The sequence below is a fragment of the Nocardioides sp. GY 10127 genome (assembly GCF_004919085.1).
Taxonomy (GTDB): Bacteria; Actinomycetota; Actinomycetes; order Propionibacteriales; family Nocardioidaceae; genus Nocardioides.
In genome coordinates this window covers 328418-347307 of record NZ_STGL01000006.1, presented here as the reverse complement: position 1 = coordinate 347307, position 18890 = coordinate 328418, and the positions used below count along the sequence as shown (strand labels likewise).

Genomic DNA, 18890 nt, shown 5'->3' with positions numbered 1-18890 from the left:
GCCGCCCAGGCCGCCCCACGCCCTTGCACGGGGAGGTGAGCGTCGTCCCACCCTCCGGGGTGCGGGCGCGGGGGTGGGTGCCCGATGGGAGGATGGGCGGTGATGTCCGCACCCCTGCGCCCCGAGATCGTCGTCGACCTGGCGGCGGTCCGGCACAACCTGCGCGCGGTCGCCGCCGAGGTGGGGCCCGACGTGCAGGTCATGGCCGTGGTGAAGGCGGACGCCTACGGGCACGGCATGGTCGAGGTCGCGCGCGCGGCCCGGGAGGCCGGTGCCGCCTGGGTCGGCGTGGCCACGGGCCCGGAGGCGCTGGCGCTGCGCGCCGCGGGGGACACGGGCCGCCTCGCCTGCTGGCTGCTCATGCCGCACGAGGACCTCGCCCCGCTGGTCGCCGCGGACGTCGACGTCACCGCCTCGAGCCTGGAGGGGCTCGAGCAGGTCCACCGGGCCGTGGACGCGACCGGCCGCTCCGCGCGGCTCCAGCTCAAGATCGACACCGGCCTCTCCCGCTCGGGCTGTCGCCCCGAGGACTGGCCCGCCCTCGTCGAGCACGCCCGCGCCGGCGAGGAGGCCGGCCGGTGGCGCGTCACCGGCCTGTGGTCGCACCTGGCCGCCTCCGAGGAGCCGGAGCACCCCGCGAACGCCCACCAGGCGCGCGTGTTCGCCGAGGCGCTCGAGGTGGCGGACGCCGCCGGGCTGCGTCCCGAGGTGCGGCACCTGGCCAACTCCGCCGGCGCCCTGCTGCACCCGGACCTGCGCCACGACCTCGTCCGCGTCGGGCTCGCCACCTACGGCCTCGACCCGGCCCCCGGCGTCACGTCGATGCGGCTGCCCCACCTCGACCTGCGGCCGGCCATGACCGTCGTCGCGCCGCTCGTCCTGGTCAAGCAGGTGCCGGCCGGCGAGCACGTCTCGTACAACTGGCGGTGGGCCGCCACCGCGCCCACCACCCTGGGGCTCGTGCCGCTCGGCTACGGCGACGGGCTGCCCCGCGCCGCGGCCGGTGCCGCGGAGGTGGAGGTCGGCGGGCACCGCCGGCCGCTGCGGGGCACGGTGTGCATGGACCAGGTCGTCGTCGAGCTGGGCCCCGCCGGCACCGACGTCGCCGCCGGGGTCGGGGACGCCGTCCGGCTCATCGGGCCCGCACCGGCCCCCTCGGCGCAGGAGTGGGCCGAGGCCTGCGGCACCATCAGCTACGAGATCGTCACCCGCCTCGGCGGGCGGCTCGAGCGCCGGCACGTCGACAGCGAGGCCGAGCACGGGGCCGAGCACGAGACCGGCCCGCAGACCGCCCTGGCCGGGGCACCCCGCGAGGAGCACGCATGACGCCCCGATCCGGCTCCGGCGACCACCGGCACGTCTCGCGCGGCCTGGTGCTCGGCATCGCGGGCGCGGCCGCCGGCGCGGCCGTGGCCGGAGGTGCGGCCGCCGCCGAGATCGTCCGGCGCCGACGCGTGGTCGCGCGGCGCGGTGCCGGCGACGCCGTCCAGCCCGGGTCGCTGCGCTCGCCCGCGCTCACGGTGGTGGCGGACGACGGGGTGCCGCTGCACGTCGAGGTCGACGAGTTCGAGCCCTCCGAGGGCGCGGCCGGCCGGGCCGAGCCGCCGCTCACCGTGGTCTTCGTGCACGGCTACGCGCTCACGTCCGACTGCTGGCACTTCCAGCGCGCGGCCTACCGCGGCCTCGTCCGCGCGGTCTACTACGACCAGCGCAGCCACGGCCGCTCCGGTCGCTCGGCCCCCGAGCACGCCACGATCGAGCAGCTCGGCCACGACCTGCTGCGGGTGCTCGACGAGGTCGCCGCGCACACGCCGGTGGTGCTCGTGGGGCACTCGATGGGCGGCATGACCATCGCCGCGCTCGCCGAGCAGCACCCCGAGCTGTTCGGGACCCGGATCGTCGGCGTGGGGATGGTGGCGACCGCCGCGGACAAGCTGCACGTGGGCCGGATGTTCCTGCCCGCGGTGCCGGCGCGCCTCGGCGGCCAGTTCACCCGGAACGTGATGAAGGGCGTCGGGGTCGGCCACAAGGCCGTCGACGTCGTCCGCGACCTGGGCGGCGCCCTCTCGGAGCAGACCGCGCGCCACTTCGCGTTCGGGCGCGACGTCCCGCGCGCCTACGTCGACTTCGCGTGGGCGATGCTCGCCACCACGCCCACCAAGGTGCTCGTGGACTTCTTCCCGAGCCTGGACAGCATGGACAAGCTGCACGCCGTGGAGGTGATGAGCCGGGTGCCGGTCTCCATCGTGTGCGGGACGAAGGACAAGTTGACGAAGATCCAGCACAGCCGGACGCTGCACGCCCGCATCGCGGGCTCCCGCCTCCTCGAGGTCGCCGGTGCCGGGCACCTGGTGATGATCGAGCGGCACGGACAGGTCAACGCCGAGATCGACCAGCTGCTGGCCGCCGCGACCGAGCGGGTGCTGCGCGCATGAGCGCCTCCGCACCGGCGGCCGGGGCGGGCCCCGAGGTCGTCGTCCGGCCCGTGGGCCCCGAGGCGGCCGAGGCCGTGCACGCGGTCGTCGCCGCCGCGTTCGGCAACCGCATCGCGATGGACCCGCCGCCCGACGCGCTCTCCGAGACCCCGGCGAGCATCGCCGAGAAGCTCGCCGCCGGCGGTGGCCTCCTCGCGGAGCTGGACGGGGTGCCGGTCGGCTGCCTGATCCTCGACCCGATCGGCTCCACCACCTACCTGCGGCGGTTCGCGGTGAGCCCGGAGCACCAGGGCCACGGCATCGCCGGCCTCCTCGTGGACGCCTGCGTGGACGCCGTCCTGGCCTCCGGGCGTGGCACCGACGACCTCACCGTCGTGGCCCGTGAGGAGCTGCCCGCGACCATCCGCTTCTGGGAGCGGCAGGGCTTCCGCGAGATCGGGCGCTACTCGCCCCTGGTCGAGATGCGCCGGCCGCTGCGCACGATGGTCTTCCGGGCGCCCACGGCGGAGTCGACCCGCGGCCTCGGGCGCTCGCTGGCGGGCCAGCTCACGCGCGGCGACCTGCTCGTGCTCACCGGCGACCTCGGCGCCGGCAAGACGACGTTCACCCAGGGCCTCGGGGCCGGGCTCGGCGTCCGCGGCCACGTCACCTCGCCGACCTTCGTCATCGCGCGGGTCCACCCGTCGCTGGTGGGCGGCCCGGCGCTCGTGCACGTGGACGCCTACCGGCTGGGCGGCCTGGAGGAGCTCGACGACCTGGACCTCGACACCTCGCTGGAGGACGCGGTCACGGTGGTGGAGTGGGGCGAGGACATCGCCGAGGGGCTCGCGGAGTCGCGGCTGGAGGTGCGGATCGTGCGCGAGCAGGGCCTGGTCGCGCAGGACGCCGGCGCCCTCGACGTGGACGGCGAGCCGCTGGACGAGCGGCGGATCGAGGTCACCCCCGTCGGCCCCCGCTGGCACGCGCTGTCGTTCCGCGGCCTGGGCTGAGGCCGGCCCGCCCGGCCTGACCCAGCTCGCCCGGCCTGATCCAGCTCGCCCGGCCTGATCCAGCGCTGCCCCGGCGGGGGAGGCGCTGTCGGCGCGGCGACCTAGACTCGGGCACAGCACACCCCCGGTCGGCCCCGACCGGGGGCGCTCGTGCTGTTCCACCCCTGGCAGAACCCGAGGAGCTCCCCGTGCCGCAGTCCACCGTCCACGAGAGCCTGCTGGCGCCCGTCCTGGCGAACGAGCCGCTGGCCGGCGTCCTCGGCGACGCCCGCGAGGGCCGCCTGCGGACGCTCGACCTCACCGGGCCCGACGGCCTGCGCCCCTTCGTGGTGGCCGGGCTCGTGCGCGAGGGGCGCTCGGTGCTGGTCGTCACCGCGACGACGCGGGAGGCAGAAGACCTCGTCGAAGGCCTCGGGACGCTGCTCGACCCCGACCTGGTGGCCTACTACCCGAGCTGGGAGACGCTGCCGCACGAGCGGCTGAGCCCCCGCTCGGACACGGTGGGCCGCCGGCTGGCCGTGCTGCGCCGCCTCGTCCACCCCGAGGACGCCGCGGGCCCGGTCCGCGTGGTCGTGGCGCCGGTCCGCTCCGTGCTCCAGCCGCAGGTCAAGGGGCTGGGCGACCTGGAGCCCGTGGGGCTGGTCGCGGGGGACCAGGTGGAGCTGGACGACCTCGTCCGGCGCCTCACCGACGCCGCCTACAGCCGGGTCGACCTGGTGGAGAAGCGGGGCGAGTTCGCCGTCCGCGGCGGCATCGTGGACGTCTTCCCGCCGACCGAGGACCACCCGCTGCGCGTCGAGCTGTGGGGCGACGAGGTCGAGGAGATCCGCGGCTTCTCGGTCTCCGACCAGCGCACCACGGAGAAGGTGGAGCGCCTGTGGGCGCCGCCGTGCCGCGAGCTGCTGCTCACGGAGGACGTGCGTGCCCGCGCGGCCGAGCTGGGCCGCGCGCACCCGCAGCTGCTGGAGATGACCGACAAGATCAGCCAGGGCATCGCCGTCGAGGGCATGGAGTCGCTCGCCCCCGTCCTCGTCGACGAGATGGAGCTGCTGGTCGACCTCATGCCCGAGGCCAGCCACGTCCTGGTCCTCGACCCCGAGCGGGTGCGCCGGCGCGCGCACGACCTGGTGGCGACCTCCGAGGAGTTCCTCGGGGCGTCCTGGGCCGCGGCGGCCGGCGGCGGCACCGCGCCGGTCGACCTCGGCGCGGCCTCGTACCGCGACCTGCCGGAGGTCCGGGCGCACAGCCTGGAGACCGACCGCCCCTGGTGGACGCTGAGCCCCTTCGGCATCACCGACGAGACGATGGCCGTCGACGGGCCCTCCGACGCCGCGGGCCGACCCGTGCCGGACGTCGAGGCCATGGTCGACAAGGCGGCCGGCGTGGCCACCCGCGCCCTCGCGGGCACCCCGGTGGAGGCCTACCGGGGCGACGTGGAGCGGGCGCTCAAGGACCTGGAGTCCTGGCGGACGGCGGGCTACCGGACCGTGGTCCTGCACCCCGGCAGCGGCCCGGCGCAGCGGATGGTCGAGGCGCTCGGCGAGGCCGACGTCCCCGCCCGCTTCGTGCACCCCGACCAGGTCGAGGCGGCGGGGGAGGAGCTGTGGACGCGCGACGTCGTCACCGTCACCTGCGGCTCGCTCTCGCGCGGCTTCGTCGACGCCGAGGCGGGCCTGGTCCTGCTCACCGGCGAGGACGTCTCGGGGCAGAAGTCCTCCACGCGCGACATGCGCAAGATGCCGGCCCGGCGCAAGCGGCAGATCGACCCGCTGGAGCTCAAGGCCGGCGACTACGTCGTCCACGAGCAGCACGGCGTCGGCAAGTTCATCGAGATGAAGCAGCGCGAGGTCGGCGGCGCCGTCCGCGAGTACCTCGTGCTCGAGTACGGCTCCTCCAAGCGGGGCGCCCCGGCCGACCGGCTCTACGTCCCCGCGGACGCGCTGGACCAGGTCACCCGGTACGTCGGCGGCGAGCAGCCCAGCCTCGACCGCCTCGGCGGCGGCGACTGGACCAAGCGCAAGGCGCGGGCCCGCAAGGCGGTGCGCGAGATCGCCGCCGAGCTGATCAAGCTCTACGCGGCCCGGCAGGCGAGCCAGGGCCACGCGTTCGGCCCTGACACCCCGTGGCAGCGCGAGCTCGAGGACGCCTTCCCGTTCGCCGAGACCCCCGACCAGCTCTCCACGGTCGACGAGGTGAAGGCCGACATGGAGCGCACGGTGCCGATGGACCGGCTGGTCTGCGGCGACGTCGGCTACGGCAAGACCGAGATCGCGGTCCGCGCGGCGTTCAAGGCGGTCCAGGACGGCAAGCAGGTCGCCGTCCTCGTGCCCACGACGCTGCTGGTCAACCAGCACCTCTCCACCTTCACCGAGCGGATGAGCGGCTTCCCCGTCGTCCTCAAGGGCCTCTCGCGGTTCCAGACCGACAAGGAGGCCGCCGAGGTGATGAAGGGGCTCGCGGACGGCTCCGTCGACGTCGTGGTCGGCACCCACCGCCTCTTCAACGCCGACATCCGGTTCAAGGACCTCGGCCTCATCATCGTCGACGAGGAGCAGCGCTTCGGCGTCGAGCACAAGGAGCAGATGAAGCGCCTGCGCACCAGCGTGGACGTCCTCTCCATGTCGGCCACGCCGATCCCGCGGACCCTGGAGATGTCGATCACCGGCATCCGGGAGATGTCGACCATCGCGACCCCGCCGGAGGAGCGCCACCCGGTGCTCACCTACGTCGGCGGCTACGAGGACCGGCAGGTCACCGCCGCCATCCGGCGCGAGCTCCTGCGCGACGGCCAGGTGTTCTACATCCACAACCGGGTGCAGTCGATCGAGAAGGCCGCCGGGCGCCTGCGCGAGCTGGTGCCCGAGGCCCGGGTGGCGACCGCCCACGGCCAGATGAACGAGAAGCAGCTCGAGCAGGTGATGGTCGACTTCTGGGAGAAGCGCTTCGACGTGCTCGTGTGCACCACCCTCGTCGAGTCGGGCCTGGACGTCTCCAACGCCAACACGATGATCATCGAGCGGGCCGACACCCTCGGCCTCTCCCAGCTGCACCAGCTCCGCGGCCGCGTGGGCCGCTCCCGCGAGCGCGCCTACGCCTACTTCCTCTACCCGACGGAGAAGCCGCTCACCGAGACCGCCCACGAGCGGCTCGCCACGCTGGCCCAGCACTCCGACCTCGGCGGCGGCATGGCGATCGCGATGAAGGACCTCGAGATCCGCGGCGCGGGCAACCTGCTCGGCGGCGAGCAGTCCGGGCACATCGCGGACGTCGGCTTCGACCTGTACGTGCGCCTGGTGGGCGAGGCCGTGGCTGACTTCAAGGGCGGGGTGGACGACGTGCTGGAGGAAGTGCGCATCGAGCTGCCGGTCGACGCCCACCTGCCGCACGACTACATCGGCTCCGAGCGGCTGCGCCTGGAGATGTACAAGCGGCTGGCCGAGGTGCGCTCGGACGCCGACGTGGACGCCATCAACGAGGAGCTGGTCGACCGGTACGGCGAGCCCCCGGTCGAGGTCGTCTCCCTGTTGCTCGTGGCGCGTTTCCGGGCCCGTGCCCGGCAGGCCGGCATCCGCGAGGTCACCGTGGCGGGCAAGAACGTCCGGTTCGCGCCGGTCAGCCTGCCGGAGTCCCGTCAGGTGCGGCTGGCCCGGATGTACCCGAAGTCGCTGGTCAAGCACGCCACGGACACGATCCTGGTGCCGCGGCCGCAGACCGCGGTCATCGGCGGTCGGCCCCTGGACGGCATCGCGCTGCTCGAGTGGGCCCGCGGCGTCATCGACGCCGTCATCGACCCGGACGGGGCCGCGCCGGCCCCGGCCGAGGCGGCCGTCCCGGCAGGGCGCTCCGGACGCGCGGGCAGCGGCGGCCGGGGCTGAGCGCCCCGGCCCGGGGGCCCGGCCGGAGGGGCGACACGCACGTGAGGTGCGCCTCACCACCACCCGCTCAGGTGAGCCTGGTTCAATGAGGCCGCACCCGCGATGTGAAGGAGCCCTCGTGCCCGTCCTCAGGTCCCCGTTCCGTGCCCTCGCCGTCTCCGCCACGGCCGTCGGACTGGCGCTCTCGCTGACCGCCTGCGGCGTGAGCAGCGCCTCGATGCAGCCGGGCGTGGCCGCCTCCGTGAACGGCACGGACATCTCCGTCTCCGACGTCGACCAGACCGCGATCAGCCTCTGCAAGGTCTCCGTGGCGGTGGGCTCCACCACCACGGCGCTGAGCGGCGCGTACCTGCGCGACATCGTCGTCGACGCGCTCGTCCGGGTGCAGGTCGTCTACGACGTCGCCGAGGAGAACGGCCTGGACGCCGACGCCATGCTCGAGAAGGAGCTGGACGCCGCGCAGACCCAGATCGACGCGCTCGACTACGACGGCGACGTCACCGACGGCGTGGTCACCCTCGTCGCGGCGAACAACTTCTTCACCGACGTCCTCTACAAGGTCGCCGGCACGGACACCACCGACGAGCGCGTGTACCTGGCGCAGTGGCAGGCGAGCCACGAGCTCGACATCAACCCGCTCTACGACGACGTCGACCTCGCCGGCACCCTCACGGTGCGCGAGAAGCGCAACGACACCAGCGTCGCGGTGAGCGACACGGCCACCGAGTTCCTCGACAGCCTGCGCGCCGAGGTCTCCGGGTCGGGCGACGGGTCGGTGGCCTCGAGCCTGCCGAACAACCAGCGCTGCGTCTGAGGCCGGTCGTGGACGGGCCCGACGGCACCCCGGCCGGCGGGTCGTGGCTCGTCGAGATGACCGGGGTGATGGCCCGGCTGCGGGCCGAGTGCCCCTGGAAGGCGGAGCAGACCCCGGCGTCCCTGCGTCGCTACCTCCTCGAGGAGGCGCACGAGACCCTGGAGGCGCTCGACGCCCTGGCCGCCGGGCGCACCGACGCCGCGGCGTGGGCGCACCTGCGTGAGGAGCTGGGCGACCTGCTGCTCCAGGTCTACTTCCACGCCGCCATCGCCGCCGAGCAGCCGCCGGGCGCGGGCCGCTTCGACATCGAGGACGTCGCCCACGGCCTCGTCGAGAAGATGCTGCGCCGCAACCCGCACGTGTTCGGGCCGGACCCCGCAGCCGGGACCGACGGGCCGCGGACGGCGGCCGAGGTCGACGCGGAGTGGCAGCGGATCAAGGCGGCCGAGAAGTCCGAGCGACGCGCGCCCACCGACGGGGTGCCCGCGTCGCTGCCGGCGCTGCTGTGGGCGGAGAAGGTGCTGGGCCGCCTCGAGCCCCAGGACCGCGCGGCGGCCGTGCCGACGCCGGCCGACCCGCAGGAGCGTCTGGGGGAGGACCTGCTCGCGCTGGTGGAGCGGGCGCGGGCCGAGGGCCTGGACGCCGAGCTCGCGCTGCGGGACGCGGTGCGCCGACGCCTCCCCGAGGGGCCGGCCGCCCGCTGAGGCGGGGGCGCGGACGCCCGGGGGAGTGGCGTGCGCCGCACCCGGTGTCCACGCCGCCCGGCCGGAGTCGCGCCGCGGCCCGGGCGGACTAGGCTGACGGCGTCCCCAAGACGTCTTTCTCTTCAGGAGAGCAACGTGGCATCCATCGAAGCTGTCGCCGCCCGCGAGATCCTCGACTCGCGCGGCAACCCCACCGTCGAGGTCGAGATCCTCCTCGAGGACGGAACCTTCGCCCGCGCCGCCGTCCCGAGCGGCGCCTCCACCGGCGCGTTCGAGGCCGTCGAGCTGCGCGACGGCGGTGACCGCTACCTCGGCAAGGGCGTCCAGCAGGCCGTCTCCGCCGTCATCGACACGCTCGGCCCCGCCATCGAGGGCCTGGACGCCGACGACCAGCGTCTCGTCGACTCGGCCATGCTGGCCGCGGACGGCACCCCCAACAAGGGCTCGCTCGGCGCGAACGCCATCCTCGGCGTCTCGCTCGCCGTCGCGAAGGCCGCCGCCGAGTCGGCCGGTCTCCCGCTGTACCGCTACGTCGGCGGCCCCAACGCGCACGTCCTGCCCGTGCCGATGATGAACATCCTCAACGGTGGCTCCCACGCGGACTCCAACGTCGACATCCAGGAGTTCATGATCGCCCCGATCGGCGCGCCGACCTTCGCCGAGGCCCTGCGCTGCGGCGCGGAGGTCTACCACGCGCTGAAGGGCGTGCTCAAGGAGCGCGGCCTCGCCACCGGCCTGGGCGACGAGGGCGGCTTCGCGCCGAACCTCGAGTCCAACCGTGCGGCCCTCGACCTCATCGGCGACGCCGTCGCCAAGGCCGGCTACGAGCTGGGCAAGGACGTCGTCCTGGCCCTGGACGTGGCGGCCTCGGAGTTCTACGAGGACGGCTTCTACACCTTCGAGGGTGTCAAGAAGACCGCCGCCGAGATGAGCGCCTACTACGGCGAGCTCGCCGCGGCCTACCCGATCGTCTCGATCGAGGACCCGCTGGACGAGGAGGACTGGGACGGCTGGAAGACCATCACCGAGCAGCTCGGTGACAAGGTCCAGCTGGTCGGCGACGACCTGTTCGTCACCAACGTCGAGCGGCTCCAGCGCGGCATCGACGGCGGCCAGGCCAACGCCCTCCTGGTGAAGGTCAACCAGATCGGCTCGCTGACCGAGACCCTCGACTCCGTCGAGCTGGCCCACCGCAACGGCTTCCGCTGCATGATGAGCCACCGCTCGGGCGAGACCGAGGACGTCACCATCGCCGACCTGGCCGTCGCCACCAACTGCGGCCAGATCAAGACCGGCGCCCCGGCCCGCTCCGAGCGCGTCGCGAAGTACAACCAGCTCCTGCGCATCGAGGACGAGCTCGGTGACGCGGCGCGCTACGCCGGTGTGTCGGCGTTCCCGCGCTACCAGGGCTGAGCGACCCTAGGGGCATGCCCGACGCTAGCCGACGCTCCACCTCGCGCTCCTCGGGCCCCCGTGGCCGCACGGGCCCCGGCCGATCCGGCCGGGGCCCGTCCCGCGCCTCCGGGGGGTCGCGCCCCGACGACGGGCGACCCGACGAGGCCCGAGAGGTGGGCGGCGCGTCCCGCCCGGCCCGCCCCGGTCGGCCGACCGGGTCGGCCCGGACGTCCGGCGACGGCCCTGCCACGGGCCGCCGGCGCCCCCGGCTGACCGGTCGGGCCCTCGTCCTGCTGCTCGTGGTCGGCGTGCTCGTCGTCTCCTACGCCTCCTCGGCGCGGGCCTACCTCCAGCAGCGCTCGGAGATCACCGCGCTCCAGTCGCAGATCTCCGAGACCCAGGCGTCGATCTCCGACATGGAGACCGAGAAGAAGCGCTGGAAGGACGAGGCCTACGTCGAGCAGCAGGCCCGCGAGCTCGGCTACGTCATGCCCGGCGAGACCTCCTACACCGTCCTCGACGAGGACGGGGAGCCGCTGGAGCAGGACAACGAGCTCACCGACCCCGACGCGGTCGTCGGCACCGACGACCCTGGGTTCTGGGAGGAGGCCTGGTCCTCGGTCCTCCTGGCGGGCGACCCCACCTCCGAGGACACCAGCACCCCCGCGACCGAGATCGACGGCTCCTCGGGCGACTAGCCCGGGGCCGACAGAGGAGCACCAGTGAGCGAGCAGCCCCCGCCGACCGACGCCCAGGCCGACCCGGTCCACGGCGTCGAGCGCGGCTTCTCCGAGGCGGACGCCGCGGCGGTCGAGGCCCAGCTGGGTCGCGAGGCCCGCGGCACGTACGGCGTCGGCTACCGCTGCCCGTGCGGCAACCCCGCGGTGGTGGCCACCGAGCCGCGGCTCCCGAACGGCACCCCGTTCCCCACGACCTTCTACCTGACCTGCCCCCGGGCCGCCTCGCGCATCGGCACGATGGAGGGCTCCGGGCTGATGAAGGAGATGACGGACCGCCTCGGCGAGGACGAGGACCTGGCCGCCGCCTACCGGGCCGCCCACGAGCGGTACCTGGCGGTCCGCGGCGCCATCGGGGCCGAGGTCGGCGCCGACGTCCCCGAGATCGCGGGGATCTCCGCCGGCGGGATGCCCGACCGGGTCAAGTGCCTGCACGTCCTCGCCGGCCAGGCGCTGGCCGAGGGTCCGGGCGTGAACCCGCTGGGCGACGAGGTCGTCGAGGCGCTCGGCGCCTGGTGGGAGCCCGGCCCGTGCGTGTAGCGGCGGTCGACTGCGGGACCAACACGATCAAGCTCCTCGTCCTCGAGCTCGCCGACGACGGCACCCCCACCGAGCTGGTCCGCGAGTTCCGGATGATCCGGCTCGGTGAGGGCGTGGACGCCACGGGTCGGATCTCGGACGCCGCGATGGGCCGCGCCTTCGCGGCGGTCGAGGAGCTCGCGGCGATGGTCGCGGACGCCGGGGGCGTGGAGCGCACCCGCTTCTGCGCGACCTCGGCGAGCCGCGACGCCGCCAACGCCGACGTCTTCACGGCCGGGGTGCTCGAGCGCTTCGGCACCGCGCCCGAGGTGCTCACGGGCACCGAGGAGGCCGCGCTCTCCTACGCCGGTGCCGTCCGGGCCCTGCGGACCCCGCCCGCGGAGCCGACCCTCGTCTTCGACGTCGGTGGAGGCTCCACCGAGCTCATCGTGGGGCACGGCGCGAGCGTGGACGTCTCGGAGTCGATGGACGTCGGCTCGGTGCGCCTCACCGAGCGGCGGCTGCACTCCGACCCGCCCACCGCCGCCGAGGTGGCCGCCTGCGTCGCCGACGTCGACGCGGCGCTGGACGCCTGCGCCGAGCCGGTCCGGGCGGCCGTCCGCGCGGCCCGTGGCGTCGTCGGCGTCGCGGGCACCGTGACGACGGTGGCGGCCGGCGTCCTCGGCCTGCCCCGCTACGACCGGACGCGGATCGACCAGTGCGACCTCGCCGTGGCCGACGTGCACGCGCACTGCGACGCCCTGGTCGCCATGACGGCCGAGCAGCGACGCGGGCTCGGCTTCATGCACCCGGGTCGCGCCGACGTCATCGGCGCCGGGGCGATCATCGTCTCCCGGGTGCTCGCCCGCACGTCGGCGAGCCGCCTGGTCGTGAGTGAGAGCGACATCCTGGACGGCATCGCCTGGGACCTGGCCCTGCGCTGACCCCTGCGCTGACCCCTGCGCTGACTCCCGGGCCCGGTGCGACCTGCCCGGTTCGACCTGCCCGGTTCGACCTGCCCGGGCCCGACTCGCCGTGCCAGGCTCGGGGCATGACCCGATCCGACGCCCTGGCGGCGCTCGACGCCCGGCTGGTGGCCTGTCGACGCTGCCCGCGGCTGGTGTCCTGGCGTGAGCAGGTGGCGGCGGACAAGCGCGCCGCCTACGCGGGCGAGGAGTACTGGGGACGCCCGGTGCCGGGTTTCGGCGACCCTGCGCCCACGGTGCTGGTGGTCGGGCTCGCACCCGCCGCGCACGGTGCCAACCGCACGGGACGCATGTTCACCGGCGACCGCTCCGGCGACTTCCTCTTCGCCGCGCTGCACGCCGTCGGGGTGGCGCGTCTGCCCACGGCCGTCAACGCGGACGACGGCCAGGAGCTCGCCGGGTTCCGGCTGACCGCCCCGGTGCGCTGCGCCCCACCGGCCAACCGCCCCACCCCGGCCGAGCGCGACGCCTGTGCACCCTGGCTGGACGAGGAGCTGGCCCTGGTGGGGGAGCGGCTCCGGGCCGTGGTGGCGCTGGGTGCCTTCGGGTGGGGGGCCGCGCTGACGGCCCTGGGTCGCACGGGGGTGCGGGTCCCGCGGCCGAGGCCGCGCTTCGGCCACGGTGCCGAGGTGGTGCTGGACGCGACCGCGTCCGAGGTGGGTGGGCCGCTGGCGTCCCTCACCCTCCTCGGCTGCTACCACCCCAGCCAGCAGAACACCTTCACGGGACGACTCACGCCGACCATGGCGGAGGAGGTGCTCGGCCGCGCACGCGACCTTGGCACAATGCGGACCTGAGGTTCCGCGCCTGGTCGGCCCCCGTATCCCAATGGCAGAGGAAGCCGCCTTAAAAGCGGCACAGTGTGGGTTCGAGTCCCACCGGGGGCACCGCTGCCGACTCGCCCGGTCACCGGGGCCGATTACACGACAGTTGTTGACTTGCCTCACCCGCAGGGGTGTGAGGACGCAGCAAAAACAGAAAATATTGGCCAGCGGAGGCGGTCGCGGCAAGTGCCGTCCAAGGATCTTCACGGCCGCTTCACGATCGTCGGACCTTGGCCCCTGCGGCCTTCGCGTCGACCGCGAAAGGATGGTTCCGCTGTCGTTCTTGGGGGAGGACGGCAGCCCGGGATCGTGGCGCTCGTCGTGACGGTTCCGGCCCCCACAAACCCGGGGACCTCACCGAGTGGGAGGTCCCCGGGTTCCCTCTTCCGTGGGGCGTTCCCCCTCCGACGTGGGCGGGGTGCCGGCGGGTCCATCCCCCCTTGTCCGTCGGCGCCCCGTCCCACCCCTCCCACCTCCGCCGGTGGGGCCGGCCCGTCCCGGAGCGGCTCGCGCGCCCGTCCCCGCCGCTCGGGAACCCTGGACGCCCTCCGTCCGTTGGACCCGATGAGGCGCCGGCCTGGCTAGGCTCCTCGCCACAGGACCACACGGCCCGACCCGGCCTCCGAGGAGAGACCACCATGCAGAGCAACAACCCCGTCTTCCGCCGCTCCAGCGAGTTCCAGCGCAACGGCGCCACCGCGCACGGCGACCAGGCCTACGCAGGCAACGGCAGCCCGTACGCCGGCTACGGCAGCGACCCCTCCACCTGGGGGACCGGCGCGCCGGGCCAGCCCGGGTACGCCCCGGCCGCGCAGGACCGGATGACCATCGACTCGGTCGTGCAGAAGACCGGCCTGACCCTCGCGGTCGTCGTCGTCGCCGCGATGGCCACCTGGATCATGACGCCCGAGATCACCGCCTACGCGGACCTCTCGGGGCTGATGGCCGCCGCGACGATCGGCTCGCTCGGCGCCTTCGCGCTCTCGATGGTCAACTCCTTCAAGCGCGCGGTGAGCCCGGCCCTCGTCCTGGCCTTCGCCGCCTTCGAGGGCGTCGCCCTGGGCGCGATCTCGAAGCTCTTCAACGCGCAGTTCGAGGGCAACGTCGTCCAGGGCGCCGTCATCGGCACCTTCGCGGCGTTCGGTGGCACGCTGGCCGCCTACAAGTTCCTCAACATCAAGGTCGGGGACAAGTTCCGGCGCGGCGTCATGGCCGCGGTGTTCGGCATGGTGGGCCTGGCCGTCCTCGAGATGGTGCTGAGCCTCTTCGGCGCCGGCATCGGGCTGTTCGGCGTCAGCGGCCTCGGCATGCTCACCGCCGTCGCCGGCCTGGTGCTGGGCGTGTTCATGCTCATCCTCGACTTCGACTTCGTCGAGCAGGGCATCGCGAACCGGCTCCCGGAGCGCGAGTCCTGGGTGGCCGCCTTCGCGATGACGGTCAGCCTCGTCTGGATCTACACCAACCTGCTGCGCATCCTGGCGTTCTTCAACCAGGACTGAGCGGCCCGGCGCCCCGCGGCGCCCCGTGAGGCAGAGAAGGGCCCCCGGCGCACGCCGGGGGCCCTTCGTCGCGCTCAGTCGGTGCCGCGGGAACCGGCCGGGTGCGGTGCGGGCTCGGTGCCGTCCTCGGTGCCGTCCGCGCCGGCGTCCTCGGGCGCCTCGGCCTCGACGTCGGCGCGCCGACGCCGGTGGCGCAGCTCGACCCACAGGCCCCGGACGCCGAGACGTGCCCCGCCGATCTCGGTGCCGTCCACCTCGGTGCCCGGAGTGCGGACGGCGCGGAGTGCCGCGTCCGTCACCGGCAGGACTCCCTCGCCCCGTTGGGACTCCAGCTGCTCCTCCTGCTCGTCGGCCAGGCCGAGGGCGGCGAGGACCGAGGGGAGCAGGACGGCGGTCAGCCGGCGGTACCCCTCGACCGAGGGGTGGAACTTGTCCGGGCCGAAGAGGACCGTGGGCTCGGCGGCGAACTCGGGGCCGAGGATGGAGCCGACCGACACCGTCCTCGCGCCCTCCTCCACCACGGCGATGGTCTGGGCGGCCGCGAGCCGGCGCGACCAGGAGCGCGCGATCTCCTTGAGCGGCTGCGCGATGGGCTTGACCGACCCCAGGTCGGGGCAGGTGGCGACGACGACCTGGCACCCCGCGTCCTCGAGCCTGCGCACGCCCTCGGCCAGGAAGCGGACGGAGGCCGACGGCGGCACCAGGTGCGTGACGTCGTTGGCGCCGATCAGGACGACGGCCACGTGCGGCTCCAGCGGGAGCGCGGCGTCGATCTGCTCCGCGAGGTCGGAGGAGCGCGCCCCGACGACGGCGAGGTCGCGCAGGTAGACGCGGCGGTCACCGGCCTCGGACACGCCCGAGGCGAGCAGCCCGCCGGGGGTCTGCTCGGGTCGGTCGACGCCGTACCCGGCGGCGCTGGAGTCACCCAGCAGCACCATCGTGAAGGCGGGTCCGGGGCGGCCGCGGCCGTACCAGCCGGTGGGGTCCGGCGGGGGCTCCTCCCGGATCGGCCCGACGGCCTTCTTGGCGAGGCGTGCCTCGGTCGCGAGCACCCCGTAGAGGGCGGCGCCGAGCACCGACAGGCCGCCGCCGCCGTACGCGGCCGCGGCTGCCAGCTTGCGTGCTGCTGCTGCCTTTCCCACGGCCGCGATCCTAGGTGGCGCCGGCGACCGGCGCCTCGCCCCGCGGGCCGATCCGGGTGAACGATCGCTCACTCCGCGGCCGGGGTGGGCGGCCTGCGCTGGGACGACGGCGTCCGAGTGCGCTGTCTCACGCCGGGTCCCGTCCTTGTGGGTGGTCTCCGCGGGAGCGCCCGAGCGGCCACCCGGGCTAGCGTGCTCCGGTGCCCGTCCCCCCGCGCGTCCTCGACCTCTTCGCCGTGCCCGGGCCGGCGCGCGCCCTGCCCGGCGGGCCGGACGCCCACGGCTCCGCGGTCGGCGTCGTGGCGGGCGACCTCGCGCTGCTGCCCGATCGCGACGCGGACCTCGTGGCGGCGGTGGCGCCGGTGCAGGCGCGCCTCGCCGTCCGGCTGGACGAGGCCCCGAACCGCTCCGCGCGCGACCTGCGGCTGGCGCTGCCGGTCCCGGCGCGGGACGGCTCCTGGGTGGTCGACGGCTGGGCCGCGGCCCGCTTCGAGCCGTCCACCGAGGTGTGCACCGACGTGCCGGTCGTGCTGGGCGCCGGACGGCTGCTGCACGCCCTGCTCGCGGTCACGGTCCGCACGCCCCCGTCGGCGCTCGCCCAGCGCGGCGACCGGGCCGGGTGGGCCGAGCGGGTCGCGTTCGGCGAGGTCCTCCTGCCCGAGGGGCCGGTGACGCCCGGTGCGGCCGGGATGACGGCGGGTGCCCCCGACGGCCTCGGGGCGGGGGAGGACGTGGCGCGACAGGCGCTCGACCTGCTCGCCGTGCTGGGGCACGCCCGCGACCCCCGCCCGGCGCAGCTGGCGCACGCGGGGCTGGCGGGGAGCGTCCTGCTCGACGGCGCGGGTGCCCCCCTCGTCCTGCCGCCCTCTCCCGCGTGGCGCCCGGCGCCGTGGGCGGAGGCGCTGGCGGTGCTGGACCTCGTGCTGGCCTGGGGCGCGCCGCCGGTGCACCTGGAGGAGCAGGCGGCGGACGCGAGCGGTCGGGTGGACCTGCTGCGTGCGATCGCCTACCGGGCGCTCACCGCGGGGGACGACGACGCGGTGGCACACCGGCTCGGTCGGGCGCTCGTCGTGGCGTGCGGCCCGCTGGTGGGCTGAGGGGCCTCCTGCCCGGCCGGGCTCCCGTTCCTCGACGGTCCTGCCACGTGACGATCGCCACACCCGCCCGCGGGGGGCGTGGGCCGTAGGTCCCGGGGCCGTGCGGTGCGGGCGCCGGGTCTCCGGGCCCGCCCGCTGGCGCCGCCGCGCGCACCGGGCGGGTCTCGGGCCGGTCGTCCGGACGGCTGACCTGCGGTGACGTCCGGGCGGCCCGCCGAGGTGGCCGCCGGTGGCCGCGGCAGGGGCGTGGTGACGCCGGTCCGAAGGTCCCGTCGTCGCTGCTGAGGACATGTGTCCGCTGGTCCGTCGGCACTCGGACCTAGGTCCCCCCAGCGGACGAAACTCGTCGGGAGACACCCCAGGGCGGACGGGCGCAGGATGTCGGCGTGGACCTCAGCGCACTCGACATTGCTCGATGGCAGTTCGCCATCACGACCGTGTACCACTTCTTGTTCGTGCCGATCACCATCGGTCTGTCGGCCATCGTGGCCGGCTACCAGACCGCCTGGGTGCGCACGGGGAACGAGCAGTGGCTCCGCCTCACCAAGTTCTTCGGGAAGCTCTTCCTGATCAACTTCGCCATCGGTGTCGTCACCGGCATCGTGCAGGAGTTCCAGTTCGGCATGAACTGGTCGGACTACTCCCGCTTCGTCGGCGACATCTTCGGCGCCCCGCTCGCGGTCGAGGGCCTGCTGGCCTTCTTCCTCGAGTCCACGTTCCTCGGCCTGTGGATCTTCGGCTGGGACCGGCTGCCCAAGAAGGCGCACCTCGCGACGATCTGGCTGGCGCACATCGGCACGGTCTTCTCCGCGTACTTCATCCTCGCGGCGAACTCGTTCATGCAGCACCCCGTCGGCTACGAGTACAACCCGGAGACCGGCCGCGCCGAGCTCACCGACTTCTTCGCCGTGCTCACCAACAAGGTGCAGCTGGTGACGTTCCCGCACGTCCTGCTGTCGGCCTACATGACCGCCGCCGGCTTCGTCGTGGGCGTCTCGGTCTGGCAGATGATCAAGGGTGCCCGCCGCCACGAGGCATCCGAGCGCTCGCTCTACAAGGCCGGCGCCAAGACCGCCGCGTGGGTCCTGCTCATCGCTTCCGCCGGCGTCATCTGGTCCGGTGACGCGCAGGCCAAGGTCATGACCGAGGTCCAGCCCATGAAGATGGCGGCCGCCGAGGCCCTCTACGACACCGAGCCCTCCGCGCCCTTCTCGCTGTTCACGATCGGCTCGCTGGACGGCAGCGAGGAGAAGTTCGCGGTCACCGTGCCGAACCTGCTCTCCTTCCTCGCCACCGGCACCTTCGACGGCACCGTCCAGGGCATCAACGAGCTCTCCGAGCAGTACACGACCGAGTTCGGCAGCGACCCGTCGTCGGTCACCTACGCCTCCGACTACACGCCCATCGAGGCCGTCACCTACTGGTCCTTCCGCCTGATGATGGGCCTGGGCTTCGCCGGCATCATCGCCGCGATCGCCACCCTGGTCGCGCTGCGCGGTGACCGGAACCTCGCCGACACCAAGCGCCCCGCGCTGTGGCTGCTCGCCGCCTGGGTGCTGCCCCTCGGCCCGCTGTTCGCCAACTCCTTCGGCTGGATCTTCACCGAGGTGGGTCGCCAGCCGTGGGCGGTGTTCGGCCTGATGACGGTGGAGAACGCCGTCTCGCCGACCGTCAGCGCCTTCGAGGTGCTCACCTCGCTGATCGTCTTCACCCTGCTCTACGGCGTCCTCGCGGTCGTCGAGATCAAGCTGATGCTCAGCTACATCAAGAAGGGCGCCGACGACTTCGCCGAGCCCGTCGTCCGCGACGACGACAACGACCCCGACCGTCCGCTGGCCTTCGCCTACTGACCGGCGCAAGAAGCAGAGACGAGA

The 18890-nt window shown here is 74.2% G+C and carries 15 protein-coding genes and 1 tRNA gene; 15 read left to right on the top strand and 1 reads right to left on the bottom strand.

The window, feature by feature from the left end:
- The first annotated feature begins 102 nt into the window (after positions 1-102).
- The 13 genes from alr to E8D37_RS11635 all read left to right on the top strand — a co-directional run bounded on the left by alr (position 103) and on the right by E8D37_RS11635 (position 14777).
- The gene (alr, locus tag E8D37_RS11695) at positions 103-1326 is read left to right on the top strand and encodes an alanine racemase (RefSeq protein WP_206055708.1); all 1224 of its coding nucleotides are present in this window, start codon (positions 103-105) and stop codon (positions 1324-1326) included.
- Positions 1323-2435: an alpha/beta hydrolase gene (locus tag E8D37_RS11690; RefSeq protein ID WP_136569935.1), complete on the top strand. Its 1113-nt coding sequence runs from the start codon at positions 1323-1325 to the stop codon at positions 2433-2435. The genes alr and E8D37_RS11690 overlap by 4 nt, the downstream gene beginning before the upstream one ends.
- On the top strand, positions 2432-3424 hold the full coding sequence (tsaE, locus tag E8D37_RS11685) for a tRNA (adenosine(37)-N6)-threonylcarbamoyltransferase complex ATPase subunit type 1 TsaE (protein ID WP_136569934.1): 993 nt from the start codon (positions 2432-2434) through the stop codon (positions 3422-3424). The genes E8D37_RS11690 and tsaE overlap by 4 nt, the downstream gene beginning before the upstream one ends.
- A gap of 188 nt (positions 3425-3612) precedes the next feature.
- Positions 3613-7299 carry a transcription-repair coupling factor gene (gene mfd, locus E8D37_RS11680; protein ID WP_206055707.1) on the top strand — a complete coding sequence of 1229 codons (3687 nt, stop codon included), beginning with the start codon at positions 3613-3615 and terminating at the stop codon, positions 7297-7299.
- Positions 7300-7417: 118 nt separating this feature from the next.
- Entirely contained in the window at positions 7418-8113 is a 696-nt protein-coding gene (locus E8D37_RS11675; protein ID WP_136569933.1) for a SurA N-terminal domain-containing protein, read from the top strand.
- A gap of 8 nt (positions 8114-8121) precedes the next feature.
- Complete coding sequence (locus E8D37_RS11670) at positions 8122-8817, top strand: MazG nucleotide pyrophosphohydrolase domain-containing protein (protein ID WP_206055706.1); 696 nt, start codon at positions 8122-8124, stop codon at positions 8815-8817.
- A gap of 135 nt (positions 8818-8952) precedes the next feature.
- On the top strand, positions 8953-10230 hold the full coding sequence (gene eno, locus E8D37_RS11665) for a phosphopyruvate hydratase (protein WP_136569932.1): 1278 nt from the start codon (positions 8953-8955) through the stop codon (positions 10228-10230).
- 14 nt (positions 10231-10244) lie between these two features.
- Complete coding sequence (locus E8D37_RS11660) at positions 10245-10910, top strand: septum formation initiator family protein (RefSeq protein WP_136569931.1); 666 nt, start codon at positions 10245-10247, stop codon at positions 10908-10910.
- Positions 10911-11033: 123 nt separating this feature from the next.
- Complete coding sequence (locus E8D37_RS11655; protein WP_240770386.1) at positions 11034-11489, top strand: DUF501 domain-containing protein; 456 nt, start codon at positions 11034-11036, stop codon at positions 11487-11489.
- A complete protein-coding gene (locus E8D37_RS11650) occupies positions 11480-12412 on the top strand; it encodes an exopolyphosphatase (RefSeq protein ID WP_136569929.1) in 933 nt (310 codons plus the stop codon). The genes E8D37_RS11655 and E8D37_RS11650 overlap by 10 nt, the downstream gene beginning before the upstream one ends.
- 107 nt (positions 12413-12519) lie before the next feature.
- Positions 12520-13251, top strand: coding sequence for a uracil-DNA glycosylase (locus E8D37_RS11645; protein WP_136569928.1), 732 nt, complete (start codon positions 12520-12522; stop codon positions 13249-13251).
- Positions 13252-13268: 17 nt separating this feature from the next.
- Positions 13269-13341, top strand: a tRNA-Leu gene (locus E8D37_RS11640).
- Positions 13342-13916: 575 nt separating this feature from the next.
- Entirely contained in the window at positions 13917-14777 is an 861-nt protein-coding gene (locus tag E8D37_RS11635) for a Bax inhibitor-1/YccA family protein (protein ID WP_136569927.1), read from the top strand.
- Positions 14778-14851: 74 nt separating this feature from the next.
- Here E8D37_RS11635 and E8D37_RS11630 read toward each other — a convergent pair whose 3' ends face one another.
- Positions 14852-15919: an SGNH/GDSL hydrolase family protein gene (locus E8D37_RS11630; protein ID WP_136569926.1), complete on the bottom strand. Its 1068-nt coding sequence runs from the start codon at positions 15917-15919 to the stop codon at positions 14852-14854.
- Between the two features lie 200 nt (positions 15920-16119).
- On the opposite strand from E8D37_RS11630, the gene E8D37_RS11625 reads away from it, so the two are divergent.
- Positions 16120-17016 carry an aminoglycoside phosphotransferase gene (locus E8D37_RS11625; RefSeq protein ID WP_136569925.1) on the top strand — a complete coding sequence of 299 codons (897 nt, stop codon included), beginning with the start codon at positions 16120-16122 and terminating at the stop codon, positions 17014-17016.
- Between the two features lie 386 nt (positions 17017-17402).
- Entirely contained in the window at positions 17403-18866 is a 1464-nt protein-coding gene (locus tag E8D37_RS11620; RefSeq protein WP_136569924.1) for a cytochrome ubiquinol oxidase subunit I, read from the top strand.
- Positions 18867-18890: the final 24 nt, after the last annotated feature.

Excerpts from the sequence above, each read along its gene's own strand:
- E8D37_RS11660 (WP_136569931.1), top strand. The coding sequence starts at position 10,245 with ATGCCCGACGCTAGCCGACGCTCCACCTCGCGCTCCTCGGGCCCCCGT.
- tsaE (WP_136569934.1), top strand. The coding sequence starts at position 2,432 with ATGAGCGCCTCCGCACCGGCGGCCGGGGCGGGCCCCGAGGTCGTCGTC.
- E8D37_RS11645 (WP_136569928.1), top strand. The coding sequence starts at position 12,520 with ATGACCCGATCCGACGCCCTGGCGGCGCTCGACGCCCGGCTGGTGGCC.
- alr (WP_206055708.1), top strand. The coding sequence starts at position 103 with ATGTCCGCACCCCTGCGCCCCGAGATCGTCGTCGACCTGGCGGCGGTC.
- E8D37_RS11690 (WP_136569935.1), top strand. The coding sequence starts at position 1,323 with ATGACGCCCCGATCCGGCTCCGGCGACCACCGGCACGTCTCGCGCGGC.
- E8D37_RS11635 (WP_136569927.1), top strand. The coding sequence starts at position 13,917 with ATGCAGAGCAACAACCCCGTCTTCCGCCGCTCCAGCGAGTTCCAGCGC.